This is a genomic window from Terrabacter terrigena, assembly GCF_042676085.1.
In the GTDB taxonomy this organism is placed as follows: domain Bacteria; phylum Actinomycetota; class Actinomycetes; order Actinomycetales; family Dermatophilaceae; genus Terrabacter; species Terrabacter terrigena.
Genome location: NZ_JBHTKH010000001.1, coordinates 1 through 17837, shown reverse-complemented (window position 1 = coordinate 17837; position 17837 = coordinate 1). Strand labels below are relative to the sequence as shown.

At 69.9% G+C, this 17837-nt stretch carries 15 protein-coding genes; 13 read left to right on the top strand and 2 right to left on the bottom strand.

Annotated elements, in window-relative coordinates; translation table 11 throughout:
- Positions 1-3 precede the first annotated feature (3 nt).
- The 13 genes from ACFQ2V_RS00075 (at position 4) to ACFQ2V_RS00015 (ending at position 16144) form a co-directional block, all read left to right on the top strand.
- Positions 4-363 (top strand): histidine triad nucleotide-binding protein, encoded by a 360-nt coding sequence (locus tag ACFQ2V_RS00075; RefSeq protein WP_386049875.1) that lies wholly within the window; start codon positions 4-6, stop codon positions 361-363.
- A complete protein-coding gene (locus ACFQ2V_RS00070; RefSeq protein ID WP_386049874.1) occupies positions 360-1895 on the top strand; it encodes a S10 family peptidase in 1536 nt (511 codons plus the stop codon). The genes ACFQ2V_RS00075 and ACFQ2V_RS00070 overlap by 4 nt, the downstream gene beginning before the upstream one ends.
- Positions 1896-1908: 13 nt before the next feature.
- Complete coding sequence (locus ACFQ2V_RS00065) at positions 1909-3084, top strand: PhoH family protein (protein WP_386049873.1); 1176 nt, start codon at positions 1909-1911, stop codon at positions 3082-3084.
- On the top strand, positions 3081-3548 hold the full coding sequence (ybeY, locus tag ACFQ2V_RS00060) for an rRNA maturation RNase YbeY (protein WP_386049872.1): 468 nt from the start codon (positions 3081-3083) through the stop codon (positions 3546-3548). Before ACFQ2V_RS00065 ends, ybeY begins: the two co-directional genes overlap by 4 nt.
- A gap of 19 nt (positions 3549-3567) precedes the next feature.
- Complete coding sequence (locus tag ACFQ2V_RS00055; protein ID WP_386049871.1) at positions 3568-4881, top strand: hemolysin family protein; 1314 nt, start codon at positions 3568-3570, stop codon at positions 4879-4881.
- A complete protein-coding gene (gene era / locus ACFQ2V_RS00050) occupies positions 4862-5866 on the top strand; it encodes a GTPase Era (RefSeq protein WP_386049870.1) in 1005 nt (334 codons plus the stop codon). Before ACFQ2V_RS00055 ends, era begins: the two co-directional genes overlap by 20 nt.
- A gap of 79 nt (positions 5867-5945) precedes the next feature.
- On the top strand, positions 5946-6116 hold the full coding sequence (locus tag ACFQ2V_RS00045) for a hypothetical protein (RefSeq protein ID WP_386049869.1): 171 nt from the start codon (positions 5946-5948) through the stop codon (positions 6114-6116).
- Between the two features lie 225 nt (positions 6117-6341).
- Positions 6342-8540, top strand: a complete 2199-nt coding sequence (locus ACFQ2V_RS00040; protein ID WP_386049868.1) for a multicopper oxidase family protein — start codon at positions 6342-6344, stop codon at positions 8538-8540.
- 96 nt (positions 8541-8636) lie between these two features.
- Positions 8637-9848: a hypothetical protein gene (locus tag ACFQ2V_RS00035; protein ID WP_386049867.1), complete on the top strand. Its 1212-nt coding sequence runs from the start codon at positions 8637-8639 to the stop codon at positions 9846-9848.
- Positions 9849-10086: 238 nt separating this feature from the next.
- Positions 10087-11856, top strand: coding sequence for a 2-isopropylmalate synthase (gene leuA / locus ACFQ2V_RS00030; RefSeq protein WP_386049866.1), 1770 nt, complete (start codon positions 10087-10089; stop codon positions 11854-11856).
- A 16-nt stretch (positions 11857-11872) separates the two neighbouring features.
- Positions 11873-13396 (top strand): hypothetical protein, encoded by a 1524-nt coding sequence (locus tag ACFQ2V_RS00025; RefSeq protein ID WP_386049865.1) that lies wholly within the window; start codon positions 11873-11875, stop codon positions 13394-13396.
- 104 nt (positions 13397-13500) lie between these two features.
- Positions 13501-13692 carry a hypothetical protein gene (locus tag ACFQ2V_RS00020; protein WP_386049864.1) on the top strand — a complete coding sequence of 64 codons (192 nt, stop codon included), beginning with the start codon at positions 13501-13503 and terminating at the stop codon, positions 13690-13692.
- 61 nt (positions 13693-13753) lie between these two features.
- A complete protein-coding gene (locus tag ACFQ2V_RS00015; protein WP_386049863.1) occupies positions 13754-16144 on the top strand; it encodes an ATP-binding cassette domain-containing protein in 2391 nt (796 codons plus the stop codon).
- 50 nt (positions 16145-16194) lie between these two features.
- Here the strand turns inward: ACFQ2V_RS00015 and ACFQ2V_RS00010 are convergent, their stop codons facing one another.
- Together ACFQ2V_RS00010 and ACFQ2V_RS00005 are read right to left on the bottom strand one after the other, a co-directional pair.
- A complete protein-coding gene (locus ACFQ2V_RS00010; protein WP_386049862.1) occupies positions 16195-17013 on the bottom strand; it encodes a maleylpyruvate isomerase family mycothiol-dependent enzyme in 819 nt (272 codons plus the stop codon).
- Between the two features lie 19 nt (positions 17014-17032).
- Positions 17033-17683, bottom strand: coding sequence for an alpha-ketoglutarate-dependent dioxygenase AlkB (locus tag ACFQ2V_RS00005; protein WP_386049861.1), 651 nt, complete (start codon positions 17681-17683; stop codon positions 17033-17035).
- Positions 17684-17837: the final 154 nt, after the last annotated feature.

Here is a 17837-nt window from a genome sequence, read left to right as displayed (position 1 = left end):
GACATGACCTCGCAGACCTCAAGTGACTGCCTCTTCTGCAAGATCGTCGCCGGCGAGATCCCCGGCGACCGCGTGGCCGAGTCCGAGCGGTCGATCGCCTTCCGCGACATCAAGCCTGCCGCGCCGGTGCACGTGCTCGTCGTGCCGCGAAGGCACGAGCCGACGGTCGGGGCGCTGGCCGCCGCGTCCGACGTGGACCTCGCCGACGTGTTCCGGCTGGCCGCGCAGGTGGCCGACCAGGAGGGCGTCCCCGACGCGTACCGCATGATCGTCAACACGGGCAGCGCGGCGGGCCAGACCGTCTTCCACGCCCACGTCCACGTGCTGGCGGGCGTCGCCTTCACCGAGGGGCGGATGGTGTGAGCGGCGACGCCACCGCCACCGCCCCACCCGTCGAGACCGACGAGGGTCCCAGCGCTCCCGCCGACGTGCCGGCGACGCCCGCCAAGAGCGACAAGCCCGAGCCCGTCGACGAGCTCGTCACGACCCACCACGTGCTCAAGGTCGGGCGCCGTCGGCTCGCCTACACGGCGACGACGGGCCGGGTCGTGCTCCGCGAGGAGGAGCACAAGGACGGCACCTTCGGGGGGCACAAGGCGCGCGCCGAGCTGTCCATGACGAGCTATGTGCTCGACGACGCCGACGCGCGCACCCGGCCGGTCACCTTCGCCTTCAACGGCGGGCCCGGCAGCTCGAGCGTCTGGCTGCACCTGGGCCTCCTCGGCCCGCGCCGAGTGGTCAGTGGCGACGTCGGCGCCCTCGAGCCCCCGCCGTACGCCCTCGTCGACAACCCCGAGTCGCTCCTCGCCGTCAGCGACCTCGTCTTCATCGACCCCATGTCGACCGGCTACTCCCGAGCCGTCGAGGGCGGCAAGCCCGGGGAGTACCACGGCTACCAGAAGGACATCGAGTCCGTCGGCGAGCTGATCCGCCTCTGGACCTCCCGCAACGGCCGGTGGATGTCCCCGAAGTTCGTCGCCGGCGAGTCCTACGGCACGTTGCGCGGCGCGGCGCTCGCCGAGCACCTCCAGTCCCGCTACGGGATGTACCTCAACGGGCTCATCCTCATCTCGAGCGTGCTCGACCTCAGCTCGGTCGACTTCGAGAACCAGCGCAACGACCGCGCCCACGCCCTCTACCTGCCGACGTATGCCGCCGTGGCCCACTACCACGGCAAGCACGGGCGCAGGTCGCTGCGCACCGTCCTCGACGAGGCGGAGGCGTATGCCGCCCGCGACTACCCGTGGGTGCTCTCGCGCGGCAACCGGCTGACGAGGGCCGAGCGCGCCGAGGCGGTCGCGACCCTCGCCCGGCTCTCGGGCCTGACCGAGGACTACGTCGACCGCGTCGACCTGCGCATCGAGCACTGGCGCTACTTCACCGAGCTGCTGCGCGACCAGCGCCTGTCGGTGGGTCGCCTCGACTCGCGGTTCACCGGACCGGCCGCCGCTGCGTTCGCGGAGAACATGGACGCCGACCCGTCGCACGACGCGATCACCGGCCCGTATGCCGCCGCCTGGAACCACTACGTGCGCGACGAGCTCGGCTACGGCAGCGACCTGCACTACGAGCAGATCTCGCGCCTGGTCCATCCGTGGTCGTTCAAGGACTTCGAGGGTCGGCCGATCGACGTGTCGCCGAAGCTCGAGCGCGCGATGCGGCAGAACCCGCACCTGCGGGTGCACATCGCGTACGGCTACTACGACGGTGCCACGCCGCACTTCGCCGCCGAGGACGTCGTCGCGCACCTCCAGCTGCCCGACGGGCTGGTCGCGAACATCGAGCACGCCTACTACGAGGCGGGGCACATGATGTACGTCCACGAGCCGTCGCGCCTGCGGCAGAGCAAGGACCTGTCCGAATTCGTGGTGAGGAGCTCCGGTCGCGACACGTAGACTCGGCAGCACGATGAATGACGCGCAACCTCGACCATCCGAGTCCGACGGCACCGCCACCACTGCCAGCAGCGACCGGCCCGAGCGCTCCAGCGGAGCCCGCTCCGGCGCGGACGCACCGGTCCTGACCCGGCAGATCCCGCCCCCGATCGAGATGGTCACGCTCCTCGGCCCCCGCGACGAGCTGCTGCGCACCATGGAGCGGCAGTTCCCGCTCGTCGACACGCACGTCCGGGGCAACGAGATGACGTTCGCCGGGCCGGCCGGCGAGCTCGAGATCATCGACTCGCTCATCGACGAGCTGCTCGTCATCGTCGAGACCGGTCAGCCGCTCAACCGCGACGCCGTCGAGCGCTCCATCTCGATGCTGCGGAGCCAGACCCTCGAGCGCCCCGCCGACGTGCTCACGATGAACATCGTCAGCAACCGCGGTCGCACCATCCGGCCCAAGACGCTCAACCAGAAGCGCTACGTCGACGCCATCGACCAGCACACGATCGTCTTCGGCATCGGCCCTGCCGGCACCGGCAAGACCTACCTCGCCATGGCCAAGGCCGTCGCCGCGCTGCAGGCCAAGCAGGTCAACCGCATCATCCTCACCCGGCCCGCCGTCGAGGCGGGTGAGCGCCTGGGCTTCCTGCCCGGGACGCTCAACGACAAGATTGACCCCTACCTGCGTCCGCTCTACGACGCGCTGCACGACATGGTCTCGCCCGAGACGATTCCCAAGCTCATGGCAGCGGGCACGATCGAGGTCGCGCCACTCGCCTACATGCGCGGCCGGTCCCTCAACGACGCGTTCATCATCCTCGACGAGGCCCAGAACACCTCGAGCGAGCAGATGAAGATGTTCCTCACCCGTCTCGGTTTCGGCTCGAAGATGGTCGTCACTGGCGACATCACCCAGGTCGACCTGCCGGGCGGCACGCGCTCGGGCCTCAAGATCGTGCGCGACATCCTCGGCGACGTCGACGACATCCACTTCGCCGAGCTCACCTCGCACGACGTCGTGCGCCACCGCCTGGTCAGCGCCATCGTCGACGCCTACGAGCGCGACGACGCGCGCGGGCACAAGCGCGCCAAGCGCCGCAAGGACGCCCCGGCCGGTGCGAGCGGGCCGCGGGACTCCGCCGCGCGGCATACGCCCCCTGTCGTCGACTCGGCCGTCGCACAGGAGGACCCGGCATGAGCATCGACGTCCTCAACGAGACCGACCACGACGTCGACGAGCTCGAGCTGCTCGCGTGCGCGGGATACGTCATGGAACAGATGCGGGTGCACCCCCAGGCCGACCTGTGCATCAAGCTCGTCGACGAGGACGCCATGGAGGTGCTCCACGTGCAGTGGATGGACCTTCCCGGTCCCACCGACGTCATGAGCTTCCCGATGGACGAGCTGCGCCCCGGCCGTGAGGGCCAGGAGCCCGAGGAGGGCACGCTCGGCGACATCGTGCTCTGCCCCTCCGTCGCGACGAAGCAGGCCCTCGAGGCCGGTCACGCGCCGATCGAGGAGATGCTCCTGCTCACGACCCACGGCATCCTGCACCTGCTCGGCTACGACCACGCCGAAGCCGACGAGGAACGCGAGATGTTCGAGCTGCAGAGACAGCTGCTCCTCACCTTCCTCGCCACCCGCAACCGACCCGGCGCCTGAGCGAGGGCGAGAGACCGAGATGTTCCCGCGGTTCGCCGTCCCGGCCCTCGTCAGCATCGTCGTCGCGTTCCTGCTGTCGGCCGCCGAGGCCGCCATCTTCCGCATGTCCAGGGTGCGTGCCCAGGAGCTCTTCGACGAGGGGCGGTCCGGGGCGAAGTCGCTCATGACCGTGGTCGCCGACTCGCCCCCCTACCTGTCGGTGATCGCGTTCCTCCGCGTCGTGGCCGAGGCCACCGCCGCCGTGCTCGTGACCCTCGCCGTCGCGGGGCAGGTCGAGTCGACGTGGAGCCGTGCCCTGATCAGCATCGCGATCATGGCGGTCGTCTCGTTCGTCGTCGTCGGTGTCTCGCCGCGCACCCTCGGTCGCCAGAACTACGACACGGTGGCGCTCTGGAGCGCCCCGTTCGCCGTGGGGCTGCGCCGGGTGCTCGGCCCGGTCGCCAAGCTGCTCGTCGTCCTCGGCAACGCCGTGACCCCCGGCAAGGGCTACACCGACGGCCCGTTCCAGACCGAGTCCGAGCTGCGCGACCTCGTCGACATGGCCGGTGAGTCCGACGTCATCGAGGCCGACGAGCGCGAGATGATCCACTCCGTCTTCGAGCTCGGCGACACGCTGGCACGCGGCGTCATGGTGCCGCGCACCGACATGGTCGTCCTCGATGCCGACAAGACGCTGCGCAGCGCGATGTCGCTCTTCCTGCGCTCGGGCTTCTCCCGCATCCCCGTCGTGGGCGAGGACAGCGACGACGTACGCGGCCTGCTCTACTTCAAGGACGTCGCCCGCCGCCTGAACGCCGCCCCCGAGGACGGGCGCCACCCCGCAACCGAGGTGATGCGACCGATGCACTTCGTGCCCGAGAGCAAGCCCGTCGACGACCTGTTGCGCGAGATGCAGCGCGACCAGACCCACTTCGCCATCGTCGTCGACGAGTACGGCGGCACGGCGGGACTCATCACCATCGAGGACATCATCGAGGAGATCGTCGGCGAGATCGCCGACGAGCACGACCGTGAGGGGCCGGGCGTCGAGCGGCTCGAGGACGGCACGTTGCGGGTGCCGGCCACGATGGACATCGACGACCTCGCCGAGCTGTTCGACGTGAACATCGAGGAGGAGGACGTCGACACGGTCGGCGGCCTCCTCACCAAGGTCATCGGACGGGTGCCCATCGTCGGGTCGTCCGGTACCGTCGCTGGCCTGGAGCTGACGGCCGAGCGGATGGCGGGGCGCCGGCACCGCGTCGCGTCAGTCATCGTGCGCCGCGCCGCGGAGCCAGAGCCAGCACCCGAGCACACCGAGACGGAGGACGCCCATGGGCACCCAGGACGCTGACCCGGGCCGACCTGACGGCGGGGTTGCAGGCGGCGCAGGTGCCGCCGGCGGCGCAGGTGCCGCCGGCGGCGACGGCGGCGACTACCGCGCCGGGTTCGCCTGCCTCGTGGGCCGGCCCAATGCCGGCAAGTCGACGCTGACCAACGCGCTCGTGGGGCAGAAGGTCGCGATCACGAGCTCGAAGCCCCAGACCACCAGGCACACCATCCGCGGCGTGGCGACGACGCCCACGGCGCAGGTGATCCTCGTGGACACCCCGGGCCTGCACAAGCCGCGCACCCTGCTCGGCGAGCGGCTCAACGACCTCGTGCGCGAGACGCTCCTCGAGGTCGACGTCATCGGCTTCTGCCTCCCGTCCGACCAGCGCATCGGCCCGGGCGACACGTTCATCGCCAACGAGCTCACCGAGCTGCGGTCGGTGCGCCGGCGGCCCGTCGTGGCCATCGCCACGAAGGCCGACGCTGTCGACCGTGAGCGGCTCGCCGAGCACCTGATCGCGATCGACCAGCTCGGCTCGTGGGACGCCATCATCCCGTGCTCCGCCGTGTCGGGGGAGCAGGTCGAGCAGGTGCGCGACCTCCTCGCCTCGTTCCTGCCGCGCTCGCCCCAGCTCTACCCCGACGGGGTGCTCACCGACGAACCCGAGATGGTCATGATCGCCGAGCTCGTGCGCGAGGCCGCCCTCGAGGGCGTGCGCGACGAGCTGCCGCACTCGCTCGCCGTCGTCGTCGAGGAGATGGTGCCCCGCGAGGGTCGTCCTGAGGGCCGGCCGCTGCTCGACGTGCGCGTCAACGTCTTCGTCGAGCGCTCGAGCCAGAAGGCGATCGTCATCGGACGCGGCGGGTCGCGCCTGCGCGAGGTCGGCACGAACGCCCGCCGGGGCATCGAGGCGCTCCTCGGGCAGAAGGTCTTCCTCGACCTGCACGTCAAGGTCGCCAAGGACTGGCAGCGCGACCCCAAGCAGCTCCAGCGCCTCGGGTTCTGACTGTCCTGGTCCACACCCTCCGGAGCTGGGCGGCGCTGAGGGCCGCCTTCGGTCCTACACTCGGGTCGAGGAGGCCCAGATGTCCGAGACAGCGGCGCACGACCACGAGTTCGAGGTCCTCGAGGACGACCAGACGGTGCCACCGCGGCCCGAGGAGCTGATCGCCGACGCGGGCCCGGACGGCCCCGGCGTGGACGGTCCGGCGGGCGATCCGGCCGCGACAGGTGACCCGGCCGGCCCCTCGGCCTGAGCGAAGCGCCCGTCGCCCGTGCGCTGACACCCCCGGGGGTGTTGTGTACCCTCTCGAACCCCTTTGTGTCACTACGCAATTCGGACGACATTCGTGACGGATCCGGACATTCGTGACGTCCCGACGGGCCAGTTTCATGGAACCCCAGAAGACCCCTAGGTCTGGGGTTCATCGTTGTGCCCGGGGAGGTTCCACCGCACGACCAGGTAAGAGGGGATCTGTGTCATGGACACGCAAGCAACTGCAGAAACAGGGGGTCTGGGGCGCCGGACGCTGCTGAGGTTGGGGGCAGCCGGGGGACTGAGCGCGGCCGTGGTCGGCGCCAAGGTCTTCGCCGTTCCAGGGCTCGAGAAGGGTGGGCTGCTGAACGCCGACGGTGCCTTCGCCGGCACCTCGACGGCCCTGAGCGACCTGCTCTTCTACATCGAGACATACCCGACGAGCCCGCTCATCATGTCCCCGTTCAAGGACCCGCTGACCGTGCCGCAGGCGCTGCGGCCGACGCCGCTGTCGGAGTTCAGCGCGTGGCCGCAGCCACCGGGACCCGGTGTGGGACAACAGAACTCGCTCGGCAACGAGCAGCACCAGATCTGGACGAAGACGATCAACTGCCCGGACCCGATCGTCTACAAGATCGAGCTGATGGTGCGCCCGCACTCGTTCACGAGCTCCAAGGTGCTGCCGATCGACGCCGCAGGCAAGCCGACCGTCTCGTTCGACTCGACCGGCAAGACGTACGCCGCCGGCACGGTCCGCGACCTGCCGCCTAGCACGATCTACGGCTTCAACGGCACGTTCCCGGGCCCGATGATCAACGCCGAGTACGGCAAGCCCGCGCTCGTCCGTTTCGTCAACCGGCTCGACGAGAACGAGCTGGGTCTGGACCGCCAGGACTTCGGCGCTCCCGACTGGTCGTTCCTGACGCACCTGCACAACGGGCACACCGCGCCGGAGAGCGACGGCAACCCGCACTACACGATGAACTACGGGCCGAAGACGCACGGCTACCTCCCGCAGACGTGGTGCGACAACCTGTACCTCAACTGGCCGGCCGGTAACGACGACCGCGAGAAGCAGAGCTTCTTCTGGTTCCACGACCACCGCATGGACCACACCGGCGCCAACGTCTACAAGGGCATGGTCGGGCTCTACCCGATCTACGACCCCAAGGGCAAGCTCGACATGGGCGACGAGCGCTACGGCCTGCGCCTGCCCGGTGTCCGGCGCAACCACGCGGACGGGTCCTTCGACGTCGACTACGACATCCCGCTGGCGTTCTACGACACCCGCCTCGACGACGGCGTGACGACGCACAAGGACGTGCACGACGCCCTCGGCGAGTACCCGGCCGTCAAGAACCCGGCCACGCACCCCGAGTGGTGGGGCAAGACGTTCTTCAAGCACTTCCCGTCGCACGGCTTCGTCGGTGACATCTTCACCATCAACGGCACGGCCTACCCGGTGCTCTACGTCAAGCGCCGCAAGTACCGGTTCCGGTTCCTGGACGCGTCGGTCTCGCGCATCTACGAGTTCAAGCTGATGAGCTCGACCAAGGGGCCGAAGTCCGCTGTGTCGCTGGGTTACTCGGGTGACGAGCTGGACGGTCAGTACCGCATCCCGGACGGCCAGGAGTGCATGAAGTTCGTGCAGATCGCCTCTGACGGCGGGCTGCTTCCGTTCCCGATCACGCGCCGCTCGTTCGAGCTGTGGCCGGCGAAGCGGCGCGAGGTCATCATCGACTTCACGAAGTACGCCGACGGCACGCCGACGACCAAGGGCGACGTCGTCTACCTGACGGACGTGATGAAGATGCCGAACGGGCGCAAGTGGGCGGACTCCTCGCGCTTCTCACCCGACCCGAACTACAAGGTGCCGATGCTGAAGTTCGTCATCGGCGACGCCGCGCCGGACTACAGCGTCATGCCACCGCCGAACCGGCTCATGCGGGCCCTACCACCGCTGCCGAGCAACTGGCGCACGCTGATGGACAACCGGCTCATCTTCGAGGTCGAGCGCGGCAGTGCCGGCGCCGACGTCGAGTGGCTCATCAACGGCAAGCCGTTCGAGCCCGCCACCGTCGCGTCCAGCCTGAAGAACCCTGCGGGAAAGTCGCCGTTGGCCCAGCAGAAGAAGAACAGCTTCAACCTGTGGGAGATCCGCAACGGCGGAGGTGGTTGGGTCCATCCCTTCCACCTGCACATGGAGGAGCACCGCACCCTGATCCGCAACGGGAAGGACGTGTCGCTGACCGCAGAGAACGGGCATCCTGACGACGTCTCGCGTGAGGACCTCGTGGCGCTGGATCCGGACGAGTCGGTCGTCGTCTACCGCGGGTTCCGCGACTTCCACGGACCCTACGTGGCGCACTGCCACAACCTGGCGCACGAGGACCACGCCATGATGTTCGGCTGGGAGATCACCTAGTCCGCACCACCGACCGCGGGTGGCCATCCTCTGGGGTGGCCACCCCGATCGCCTTGACGCTCTTACCTTTTCACTGCAGACACGAGGCTGGTCCCAATGGCGACTCGTTCCGTCCAACCCATCCACCACTTCAGGGCGCACACGAAGAGCGCGGTGAGGCGCTCGACTCCGGTCGCGGAGCCGACGACCGAGCTCGCGTCCGCGTCGCTGCCCGCGCCCGCGAGCCTGCCCGGTGTCCCGTGGGCCACCGTCATCTCGCTCGCTGCGGTGCTCGCCTTCGCCGACGGGTTCTGGGTGATCTCGCTGCGCGGCGCGGTTGGTGCGATCGAGCGCACCGGAGAGCCCTTCGCGACATGGCTGCGGGAGTCGTCGGTGACGACGCCGCTCTACGTCGTGGGGGTGCTCTCCGCCCTCACGGTGGCCAAGCGCCGCTTCGGTCCGGTGCTGCGCGGAGCCCGAGCGGTCATCTCCTCCGCCTGGCTCGTCGCCCTCGGCGCGTCCCTCGTCGGCGCGGCCCACCTCGTCGTCAGCGCCGCCGTCGACTTCCGGCTGCAGTCGGGTCTCGTCGAGCACATGGGCTCGATGAGCACCACGTGCGGCGTCGACTGCGTCGCGCGCCTCGAGTCCGACAGCTTCTGGCTGCAGGCTCGCGCCACCGGCTACGGCGCTGCCATCGTGCTCCTCACCAACGTGCTCGTCGTGGGGTGGGTGGTGGCGATGCGAGGCGGCCGGCTGCGCGTCACCTCGCCGCGGAAGGCGCACGCCTCCGTGCTCGACGACCGGGTCCTCGGGCTCGTCGGCGCGCTCGTAGGTGCGGCCGCCATCCACGTCGTGGTCGTGCCCGAGCACCTCGACGAGTGGGCTGCCGCCGGCCTGTTCTTCGTCGTGCTGGCCGCCACACAGCTCCTCGTCGGGGTCGGCGTGCTGGTTCGCCCGGGACGTCTCGTCTGGGCAGCGTCCGTCGTGGTCGCGGCCGGACCGATCGCGCTCTGGGCGCTCTCCAGGACCGTCGGCCTGCCGTTCGGTCCCGAACCCGGGGTTCCGGAGGCCCTGGGAATGGGCGACCTCGCCTGCGCGGTGCTCGAGGCGGCTGCCGTCGGCTTCGCGCTGTCGCTCCGCTCGGGCGAGAACGCGGACGACACCGATGCCGGCGCCCGGCGTGCGCCCAACCCCCACCGCACCGGCCTCGTCGTCGCTGCCGTCGTCGCCGTGACCCTCGTCGGGCTGGCCGCCAACGACATGGTCCTGATCGGTGGCGACGCCCACGGCTCGAGCACGACCCAGGCCGCCGCCCCCGGTCGGGTCTGAGCCGCCCACTCACACGACGGACGCCGACCCGCAGCGACGCCCGGACCCGGTCTCAGGATCCGGGCGTCCCGGGCCGGCGTGTGGACGGGCTCGAGCCCGGCGGCATACGGTGAGGTCGTGCGTGCGGTGAGCCTCCTCCTTCTCTGCCGCGACGAGGCCTGACCCCGGCCCTCCTCGTCGCGGAGTTTCCCGTGTCCGGCCGGACACCGAGCGAAACACAGACGAGAGAGAGTGCGCGATGATCCACCCCCAGCAGACGTCGGGAATGCCGTTCCAGAAGTACGTCCCCTTCCACGAGCAGATCCCGTTCGACCTGCCCGACCGCACCTGGCCGACCAAGCGCATCGAACGTGCCCCGCGCTGGTGCGCCGTCGACCTGCGCGACGGCAACCAGGCCCTCATCGACCCGATGAACTCCGAGCGCAAGCTGCGCATGTTCCAGCTGCTCGTGAAGATGGGTTACAAGGAGATCGAGATCGGTTTCCCGTCGGCGAGCCAGACCGACTTCGACTTCTGCCGTGAGCTGATCGACGGCGGCCACATCCCCGACGACGTGACGATCCAGGTGCTGACCCAGTGCCGAGACCACCTCATCGAGCGCACCTTCGACGCCATTCGCGGCGCGAAGGAGGCGATCGTCCACTTCTACAACTCGACCTCCATCCTGCAGCGTCGCGTCGTCTTCGGCCTGGACCAGGACGGCATCGTCGACATCGCGGTGCAGGGTGCGCGCCTGATCAAGAAGCTCGAGGAGACGATCCCCGACACGACGATCTACTACGAGTACTCTCCCGAGTCCTACACCGGCACCGAGCTCGACTTCGCGATGCGCATCTGCAACGCGGTCATCGACGTCATCGACCCGACGCCTGACCACAAGATGATCGTCAACCTGCCGGCCACGGTCGAGATGATCACCCCGAACGTCTACGCCGACTCGATCGAGTGGATGGTGCGCAACCTCGACCGGCGCGAGTCCCTCGTCGTCAGCCTCCACCCGCACAACGATCGGGGCACCGGCGTGGCTGCCGCCGAGCTCGGCTACCTCGCGGGAGCCGACCGCATCGAGGGCTGCCTCTTCGGCAACGGCGAGCGCACCGGCAACGTCGACCTCGTCACCCTCGGGATGAACCTCTTCAGCCAGGGCATCGACCCGCAGATCGACTTCAGCGACATCGACGAGATCCGGCGCACCGTCGAGTACTGCAACCAGCTGCCCGTCGGCGAGCGCCACCCCTACGGTGGCGACCTCGTCTTCACCGCCTTCAGCGGCTCCCACCAGGACGCCATCAAGAAGGGCTTCGAGGCGATGGAGGTCGAGGCCAAGGAGAGGGGCACGAGCGTCGACGACCTCGTCTGGGGAGTTCCCTACCTGCCCGTCGACCCGCACGACCTCGGCCGCTCCTATGAGGCCGTCGTGCGCGTCAACAGCCAGTCGGGCAAGGGCGGCGTCTCCTACATCATGAAGTCCGAGCACCAGATGGACCTGCCGCGACGCCTGCAGATCGAGTTCTCCGGCGTCGTGCAGCGCGGCGTCGACCAGGACGGCGGCGAGGTGGCGCCCGCCGAGCTGTGGTCGCGCTTCCAGGACGAGTACCTCCCCAACCCGGGCAAGCCGTGGGGGCGTTTCGAGCTGGTCAACGTCGTCACCGACTCGACCGTCGACGGCGACTCGACGATCGAGGCCACGATCACCGACGACGGCGACCCCGTCACGATCACCGGCCGGGGCAACGGTCCGATCGCGGCCTTCCTCGACGCCTTCATGACGATCGACGGCGCACCCGACATGCGCGTCCTCGACTACGCCGAGCACGCACTGTCGGCGGGTGGCGACGCCCGCGCTGCGGCATACGTGGAGTGCGCCATCGGCCCGCGCGTGCTGTGGGGAGTGGGCGTCGACTCGTCCATCGTCACGGCCTCGCTCAAGGCCGTCGTGTCCGCGTGCAACCGCGCCCACCGCGACCGGATCGCCGACGAGGCGGCTGCGGCCGGCGCCACGGGCTGAGGTAGCCTCGCGCCCCATGGACACCCCGGTCGGCCGAGCCCTGCTCAGGCTGACCGGGGTGTCGCTCGTGGCCGTCGGCCTCGTCGGGCTGCTCGCCCCGCGTGCGGTCAACGTGGCCCACCGCCCACAGGTGGTCGTCCCGGCCACCCTCGGCCTGCTGGCCCTGGCCGGCCTCGTGCGCGCCCCGCGCTGGGCGAAGAACCGCTGGCTGCCCGTCGCCACGGCCATCGGCGGGGGAGTGGTCGCAGGTGCCGTGGGGCTGATGACCGGCTACCGCTACGGCTGGGATGCCCGGGTGGTCATGGACATGGCGAAGGCGCTGCAGGCCGGACGCCCGCTGGGCAGAGCCGACTACGACTACCTCTCGCTGTTCCCCAACAACCTCCCGCTGCTGGCGATCGACCGCATGGGTGTTGCTGTCGGACAAGCCTTTTCACTGTCGCCCGACGCCATCCTCGTTCCGCTCAACGCGTTCTGCGTCGGCGTGACCTTGTATGCCGTCCACCTGGTCGTCGTGCGCGTGGCCGGTCGGGGGCCCGCCCTCGCCGCGCAGCTCGCCACCCTCGTGCTGGTCGGCACGAGCCCGTGGCTGGCCGTGCCGTACACCGACTTCTACGCTATGCCCTTCGTCGTGGGCGGGGTGGCGATGGCGGTCAAGGCGCTTGCCCCGGGGCCCCGAGTGGCTCGCGTCGCGCTGTGGGTGCTGTCGGTCGTCAGCATCGCCGTCGCCTACACGATCAAGACGACGCCGGTGGTCGTCGCGATCGCCGGGGTGCTGACCGCCGTCGTGGCGATCTTCGACCACGACCTCCAGCCCGCCAGGCGCGCCGGAGTCATCGCGGCCTGTGCCGTCTCGATGGTCGCCTTCGTCGGTGTCGGGCTCGGTCTCTCGGCCGCCGCGGCAACCGCCTCCGGGGTCGACTCGTCGCGCATCGACGCAACGGCGACGCCGCCGATCCTCTGGTGGGTCGCCCTCGGCGCCGACGAGCAGCGCAGCCCGTCCGGCGTCGTCAACTACGGCGCCTACTCGCGAGAGATGGTCGACGCCGTGACCGGCCGCGACCCCGGGCAGACGCGGGCGTACGCCGCCGGCTTCCTCGGTGACCGCTGGGCCGAGCGCGGCCTCGGGGGCACGCTGGCCTTCTACGGCAGCAAGGCCGCGTGGAACTGGGGGGACGGTCTCTTCTGGGCCTGGGGCGAGGGGCCGGACTCGCTTCCCGGCACGCTCGCGCCGGCCACCGGTCTCACCGGAGTCGTCCACGACCTCAACGGTTTCCACGGGTCGGTGTACCCCTTGCGGGCCGACCTGACCCAGGCCCTGTGGCTCGCCGTGCTGCTCGTGGCCGGCCTCGGTCTGCTGCGTGCCCCGTACCGGCGCGAGACCCTGCTCCTCGCCGTCTCCGTGCTCGGCATCGCCGCCTTCACCCTCGTGCTGCAGGGGCGGTCGCGCTACCTCTTCGCCTTCGTGCCGGTCGTCGTGGCACTCGCTGCCGCGGTGCACTCGTCGCTGCCGCTCCCGGGTCGGCGCACGCGCGCCTGAGGTGTGGGGGTCGATGCAGCGGCGACCCACCATCGTGACGCGCGGCGTCCGTGGTCGCCGATAGCGTGACGCTGACGCTCCCCGCCCGAGACCTTGGAGGCAACGTGACCGACGCACCGCGTTCGCGAGCGCAGCGCCGACTGGACACCGAGGCCCGGCTGGCCGGCTTCGACCCGCGGCAGCTGACCACGCCGTACCGTTGGTTCCGCATCGTGCCGCGGCGGGTGCAGGCCTGGCGTGAGGTCGACGAGCTCGCCGGGCGCGACCTCATGCGTGACGGCCGCTGGCTGGCATGAGGCCCCGGGCCACCCGTCGAGAACCCAGAGCCTGACGCACACACCCGACCATGGAGACACGATGAGCAAGCCCAGCAGGTCCCTCACCGAGACGGCCGAGCGCCACGTCGCCGACAGCCACGACCTGATCTGCGTGCAGGGCGCGCGCGAGAACAACCTCAAGGACGTCAGCGTCGAGATCCCGAAGCGTCGGCTCACGGTGTTCACCGGCGTGTCCGGCTCGGGCAAGAGCTCCCTCGTGTTCGACACGATCGCCGCCGACTCGCAGCGGATGATCAACGAGACCTACAGCGCGTTCGTGCAGGGCTTCATGCCGAACCTCGCGCGTCCGGACGTCGACGTGCTCAAGGGGCTGACGACGGCGATCATCGTCGACCAGGAGCGCATGGGCGCCAACCCGCGCTCGACGGTCGGCACCGCCACCGACGCCAATGCGATGCTGCGCATCCTCTTCAGCAGGCTCGGGCAGCCGCACGTCGGCCCGCCCACGGCGTACTCCTTCAACGTGCCCACCCGCAAGGCGAGCGGTGTCATGTCCACCGACAAGGGCGGCAGGGTCTCGAAGGCCGTCGTGCGCGCGGCCGTCTACCTCGGCGGCATGTGCCCGCGCTGCGAGGGCATGGGTCACGTCAGCGACATCGACCGCACGGCCCTCTACGACGAGACGAAGTCGCTGAGTGACGGGGCTCTGACGGTGCCGGGCTACTCGATGGACGGGTGGTACGGCCGGCTCTTCGAGGGCGTCGGCCTGCCCATGGACACCCCGATCGAGAAGTTCACCAAGAAGCAGCTCGACACGATGCTCTACTCCGAGCCCACCAAGATCAAGGTCGAGGGCGTGAACCTCACCTTCGAGGGCATCATCCCAAAGATCCAGAAGTCGTTGCTCTCCAAGGACCCCGAGGCCATGCAGCCGCACGTGCGGCGGTTCGTCGAGCGAGCGGTGACCTTCCAGTCGTGTCCCGAGTGCGAGGGCACCCGCCTCACGCCCGAGGCGCGCTCCTCGAAGATCGCCGGCAAGAGCATCGCCGACCTGTGCTCCATGCAGATCAGCGACCTCGCGCAGTGGCTGCGCGATCTCGACGAGCCGTCGGTCGCGCCGCTGCTGACGTCGCTGCGGCACAGCCTCGACTCCTTCGTCGAGATCGGGCTCGGCTACCTCTCCCTCGAGCGGCCCGCCGGCACGCTGTCAGGGGGAGAGGCCCAGCGCACCAAGATGATCCGCCACCTCGGCAGCTCGCTCACCGACGTCACGTACGTCTTCGACGAGCCGACCATCGGGCTGCACCCGCACGACATCGCCCAGATGAACGGGCTCCTCCTGCGCCTGCGCGACAAGGGCAACACCGTGCTCGTGGTCGAGCACAAGCCCGAGACGATCGCCATCGCCGACCACGTCGTCGACCTGGGGCCGCAGGCCGGCACCGGGGGCGGCCAGATCGTGTTCGAGGGCACCGTCGATGGCCTGCGCTCCAGCGGCACCATCACGGGTCGCCACCTCGACGACCGCGCCACCCTCAGGTCGAGCTTCCGCACGCCCACCGGCACCCTCGAGGTGCGCGGCGCCGACACCAACAACCTGCGCGACGTCGACGTCGACATCCCGCTCGGAGTGCTTGTGGTGCTCACCGGCGTCGCGGGCTCGGGCAAGAGCTCGCTCGTGCGCGGCTCCGTCGAGGGCCGCGACGGCGTCATCACGGTCGACCAGGCCGCGATCAAGGGGTCGCGACGCAGCAACCCGGCCACCTACACCGACCTGCTCGAGCCGATCCGCAAGGCCTTCGCCAAGGCCAACGGTGTCAAGCCTGCCCTCTTCAGCTCCAACTCCGAGGGCGCCTGTCCGACGTGCAACGGGGCAGGCGTCATCTTCACCGAGCTCGGGGTGATGGCCACGGTCGAGTCGCCGTGCGAGGACTGCGAAGGGCGCCGGTTCCAGGCCGCCGTGCTCGAGTACGAGCTCGGTGGCAAGAACATCGCCGAGGTGTTCGCCATGCCGGTCTCCGAGGCGCACGCCTTCTTCAGCGAGGGCGAGGCAAGGGTTCCGGCGGCCGCGACGATCCTCGGTCGCCTCGAGGACGTCGGTCTCGGCTACCTCAGCCTCGGCCAGCCGCTGACGACGCTCTCCGGTGGTGAGCGCCAGCGGCTCAAGCTCGCCACGCACCTCGGCGAGAAGGGCGGCACCTACATCCTAGACGAGCCCACCACCGGCCTGCATCTCGCCGACGTCGAGCAGCTGCTCGGGCTGCTCGACCGACTCGTCGACTCCGGCAAGTCGGTCATCGTCATCGAGCACCACCAGGCGGTCATGGCGCACGCCGACTGGATCATCGACCTCGGCCCCGGCGCCGGGCACGACGGCGGCACCGTGGTGTTCGAGGGCACGCCCGCCGACCTGGTGGCCGCGCGCTCCACGCTGACGGGCCAGCACCTCGCGGCCTACGTCGGCGCCTAGACGGACGGCCTGCCGGGGTCAGCTCGGGGTCGGCCCGGCGTCGGCCCGGGTCAGTCGATCGAGCCGCCGAGCACGGCGTCGACCGCGGCCAGGGCTACCGCGTCGCCGTCGCGCGTGATCTCGCCCTCGGCGGGGCGGTTCCAGAGCCAGCAGTCGAGGTCCGCGGCAGAGCCGCAGATCTCTGCGGCCGCGGCGTCATCGGGGCCGTCGACCACGAGGAAGCGCTGGGTGTCTATGGCGTCGCCGTCGTCGTCGGTGCCGGTGACGCGCACCGGCGTCACCGTCCACGAGTGCATGGCATCGACCGTCGCTATGGTGACGGCGGGGCCACTCGGCTCGTGCGTGAGGCCGGGCTCGGGCTCGTAGCCGCGCATGATCCGCAGGGCCTCGTCGACCCCGTCAGCGGAGAGCCGACAGTCGAGCGGCGTGCGGTCGCCGACCGTCAGCTCGGCGTCGAGGCGGTGGATCATCGCCTCGTGGGCCTGGCGACGCCGGATGTAGCCGGCGCTCTTGTCGTCGGCCCACATCCACAGCGGGGTCTCGGGGCTGAGACCGGACAGCACCCGGTGGAGGCGTTTGCTGGACCGGTCGAAGAAGTCGAGCAGGGCGGCCCGGTCGGCCGGCCGCTGCTCGCGGCTCGCGTTCATCGCGTCGAGGTCGTCCGGGTCGGTGAGGCCGCGTTCGGCGATCTCACCCCAGAACCACTGCACCTCGGCGAGGTGCCACAGCAGGTCGTCGGCGTCCCAGTCGGGGCACGTGGGCACGCGCACGTCGGCGGGAGCATTCTCGAGCGCGGCGCGGAACCGGGCCGAGTCGGCCGCGAGATGGTCGAGGAAGGGGAGCGGGCCACCTGAGCGGCTTGACGGCATACGGGGATCCTCCTTGGTGTCAGCGGACGCCGGCTACCCGGAACTGGACGGAGATGCGTGGCCCCATCGGCTCGGACGTCTTGGGCACCGCATGGTCCCACGTGCGCTGGCACGAGCCACCCATCACCACGAGGTCACCATGCCCGAGGGGGTAGCGCAAGCTCTTTGTCGTGGACCCGGGGATGGCACCGCCGTCGCGCGGGCGCAGCGCCAGGGTGCGGGCGGAGCCGAGCGAGAGGATGGCGATCATGGTGTCGCTGTCGCGCGACCGTCCGATGCGGTCGCCGTGCCATGCGACGCTGTCGCGCCCGTCGCGGTAGAGGCAGAGGCCGGCGGTAACGAACGGTTCGCCGAGCTCGGCGGCGTAGTGGGCGCTGAGGGCGTCGCGCGCCTCGTCGAGCATCGGGTGGGGGAGCCGCTCCCCACCGGCGTAGAACTTCGTCAGGCGTGGCACGTCGACGACGGAGTCGTACATCGGCCTGCGCTCGGCGTGCCAGGGGACCTCGCGCAGCAGGGCCGTGAAGAGCTCGTCGCCCGCGGCCAGCCAGCCCGGTCTGACGTCGACCCAGGCGCCCCGTGCGAGGTGGTGGCGGGTGAGGCCGCTGCCGACGGCGCGGAGGGTCATCGCGTCGGTGAGGTCGAGCAGCGAACCCTGGAGAGCGAGGTCCATGCCCCCACGATAACCCGAAACGTCGAACGGGTGTTCTGCATATCTGCTTGGGTGAAGTAGAATCTGTCGATGACCGTGAATCCAATTCGGGGCGTGGATTATCCGTCGACGTACCAGCAGCTGCTCGATTGGTTCCCGGACAACGATTCGTGCC

Excerpts from the sequence above, each read along its gene's own strand:
- ACFQ2V_RS00075 (WP_386049875.1), top strand. The coding sequence starts at position 4 with ATGACCTCGCAGACCTCAAGTGACTGCCTCTTCTGCAAGATCGTCGCC.
- ACFQ2V_RS00065 (WP_386049873.1), top strand. The coding sequence starts at position 1,909 with ATGAATGACGCGCAACCTCGACCATCCGAGTCCGACGGCACCGCCACC.
- ybeY (WP_386049872.1), top strand. The coding sequence starts at position 3,081 with ATGAGCATCGACGTCCTCAACGAGACCGACCACGACGTCGACGAGCTC.
- ACFQ2V_RS00055 (WP_386049871.1), top strand. The coding sequence starts at position 3,568 with ATGTTCCCGCGGTTCGCCGTCCCGGCCCTCGTCAGCATCGTCGTCGCG.
- era (WP_386049870.1), top strand. The coding sequence starts at position 4,862 with ATGGGCACCCAGGACGCTGACCCGGGCCGACCTGACGGCGGGGTTGCA.
- ACFQ2V_RS00045 (WP_386049869.1), top strand. The coding sequence starts at position 5,946 with ATGTCCGAGACAGCGGCGCACGACCACGAGTTCGAGGTCCTCGAGGAC.
- ACFQ2V_RS00040 (WP_386049868.1), top strand. The coding sequence starts at position 6,342 with ATGGACACGCAAGCAACTGCAGAAACAGGGGGTCTGGGGCGCCGGACG.
- ACFQ2V_RS00035 (WP_386049867.1), top strand. The coding sequence starts at position 8,637 with ATGGCGACTCGTTCCGTCCAACCCATCCACCACTTCAGGGCGCACACG.
- leuA (WP_386049866.1), top strand. The coding sequence starts at position 10,087 with ATGATCCACCCCCAGCAGACGTCGGGAATGCCGTTCCAGAAGTACGTC.
- ACFQ2V_RS00025 (WP_386049865.1), top strand. The coding sequence starts at position 11,873 with ATGGACACCCCGGTCGGCCGAGCCCTGCTCAGGCTGACCGGGGTGTCG.
- ACFQ2V_RS00015 (WP_386049863.1), top strand. The coding sequence starts at position 13,754 with ATGAGCAAGCCCAGCAGGTCCCTCACCGAGACGGCCGAGCGCCACGTC.
- ACFQ2V_RS00010 (WP_386049862.1), bottom strand. The coding sequence starts at position 17,013 with ATGCCGTCAAGCCGCTCAGGTGGCCCGCTCCCCTTCCTCGACCATCTC.
- ACFQ2V_RS00005 (WP_386049861.1), bottom strand. The coding sequence starts at position 17,683 with ATGGACCTCGCTCTCCAGGGTTCGCTGCTCGACCTCACCGACGCGATG.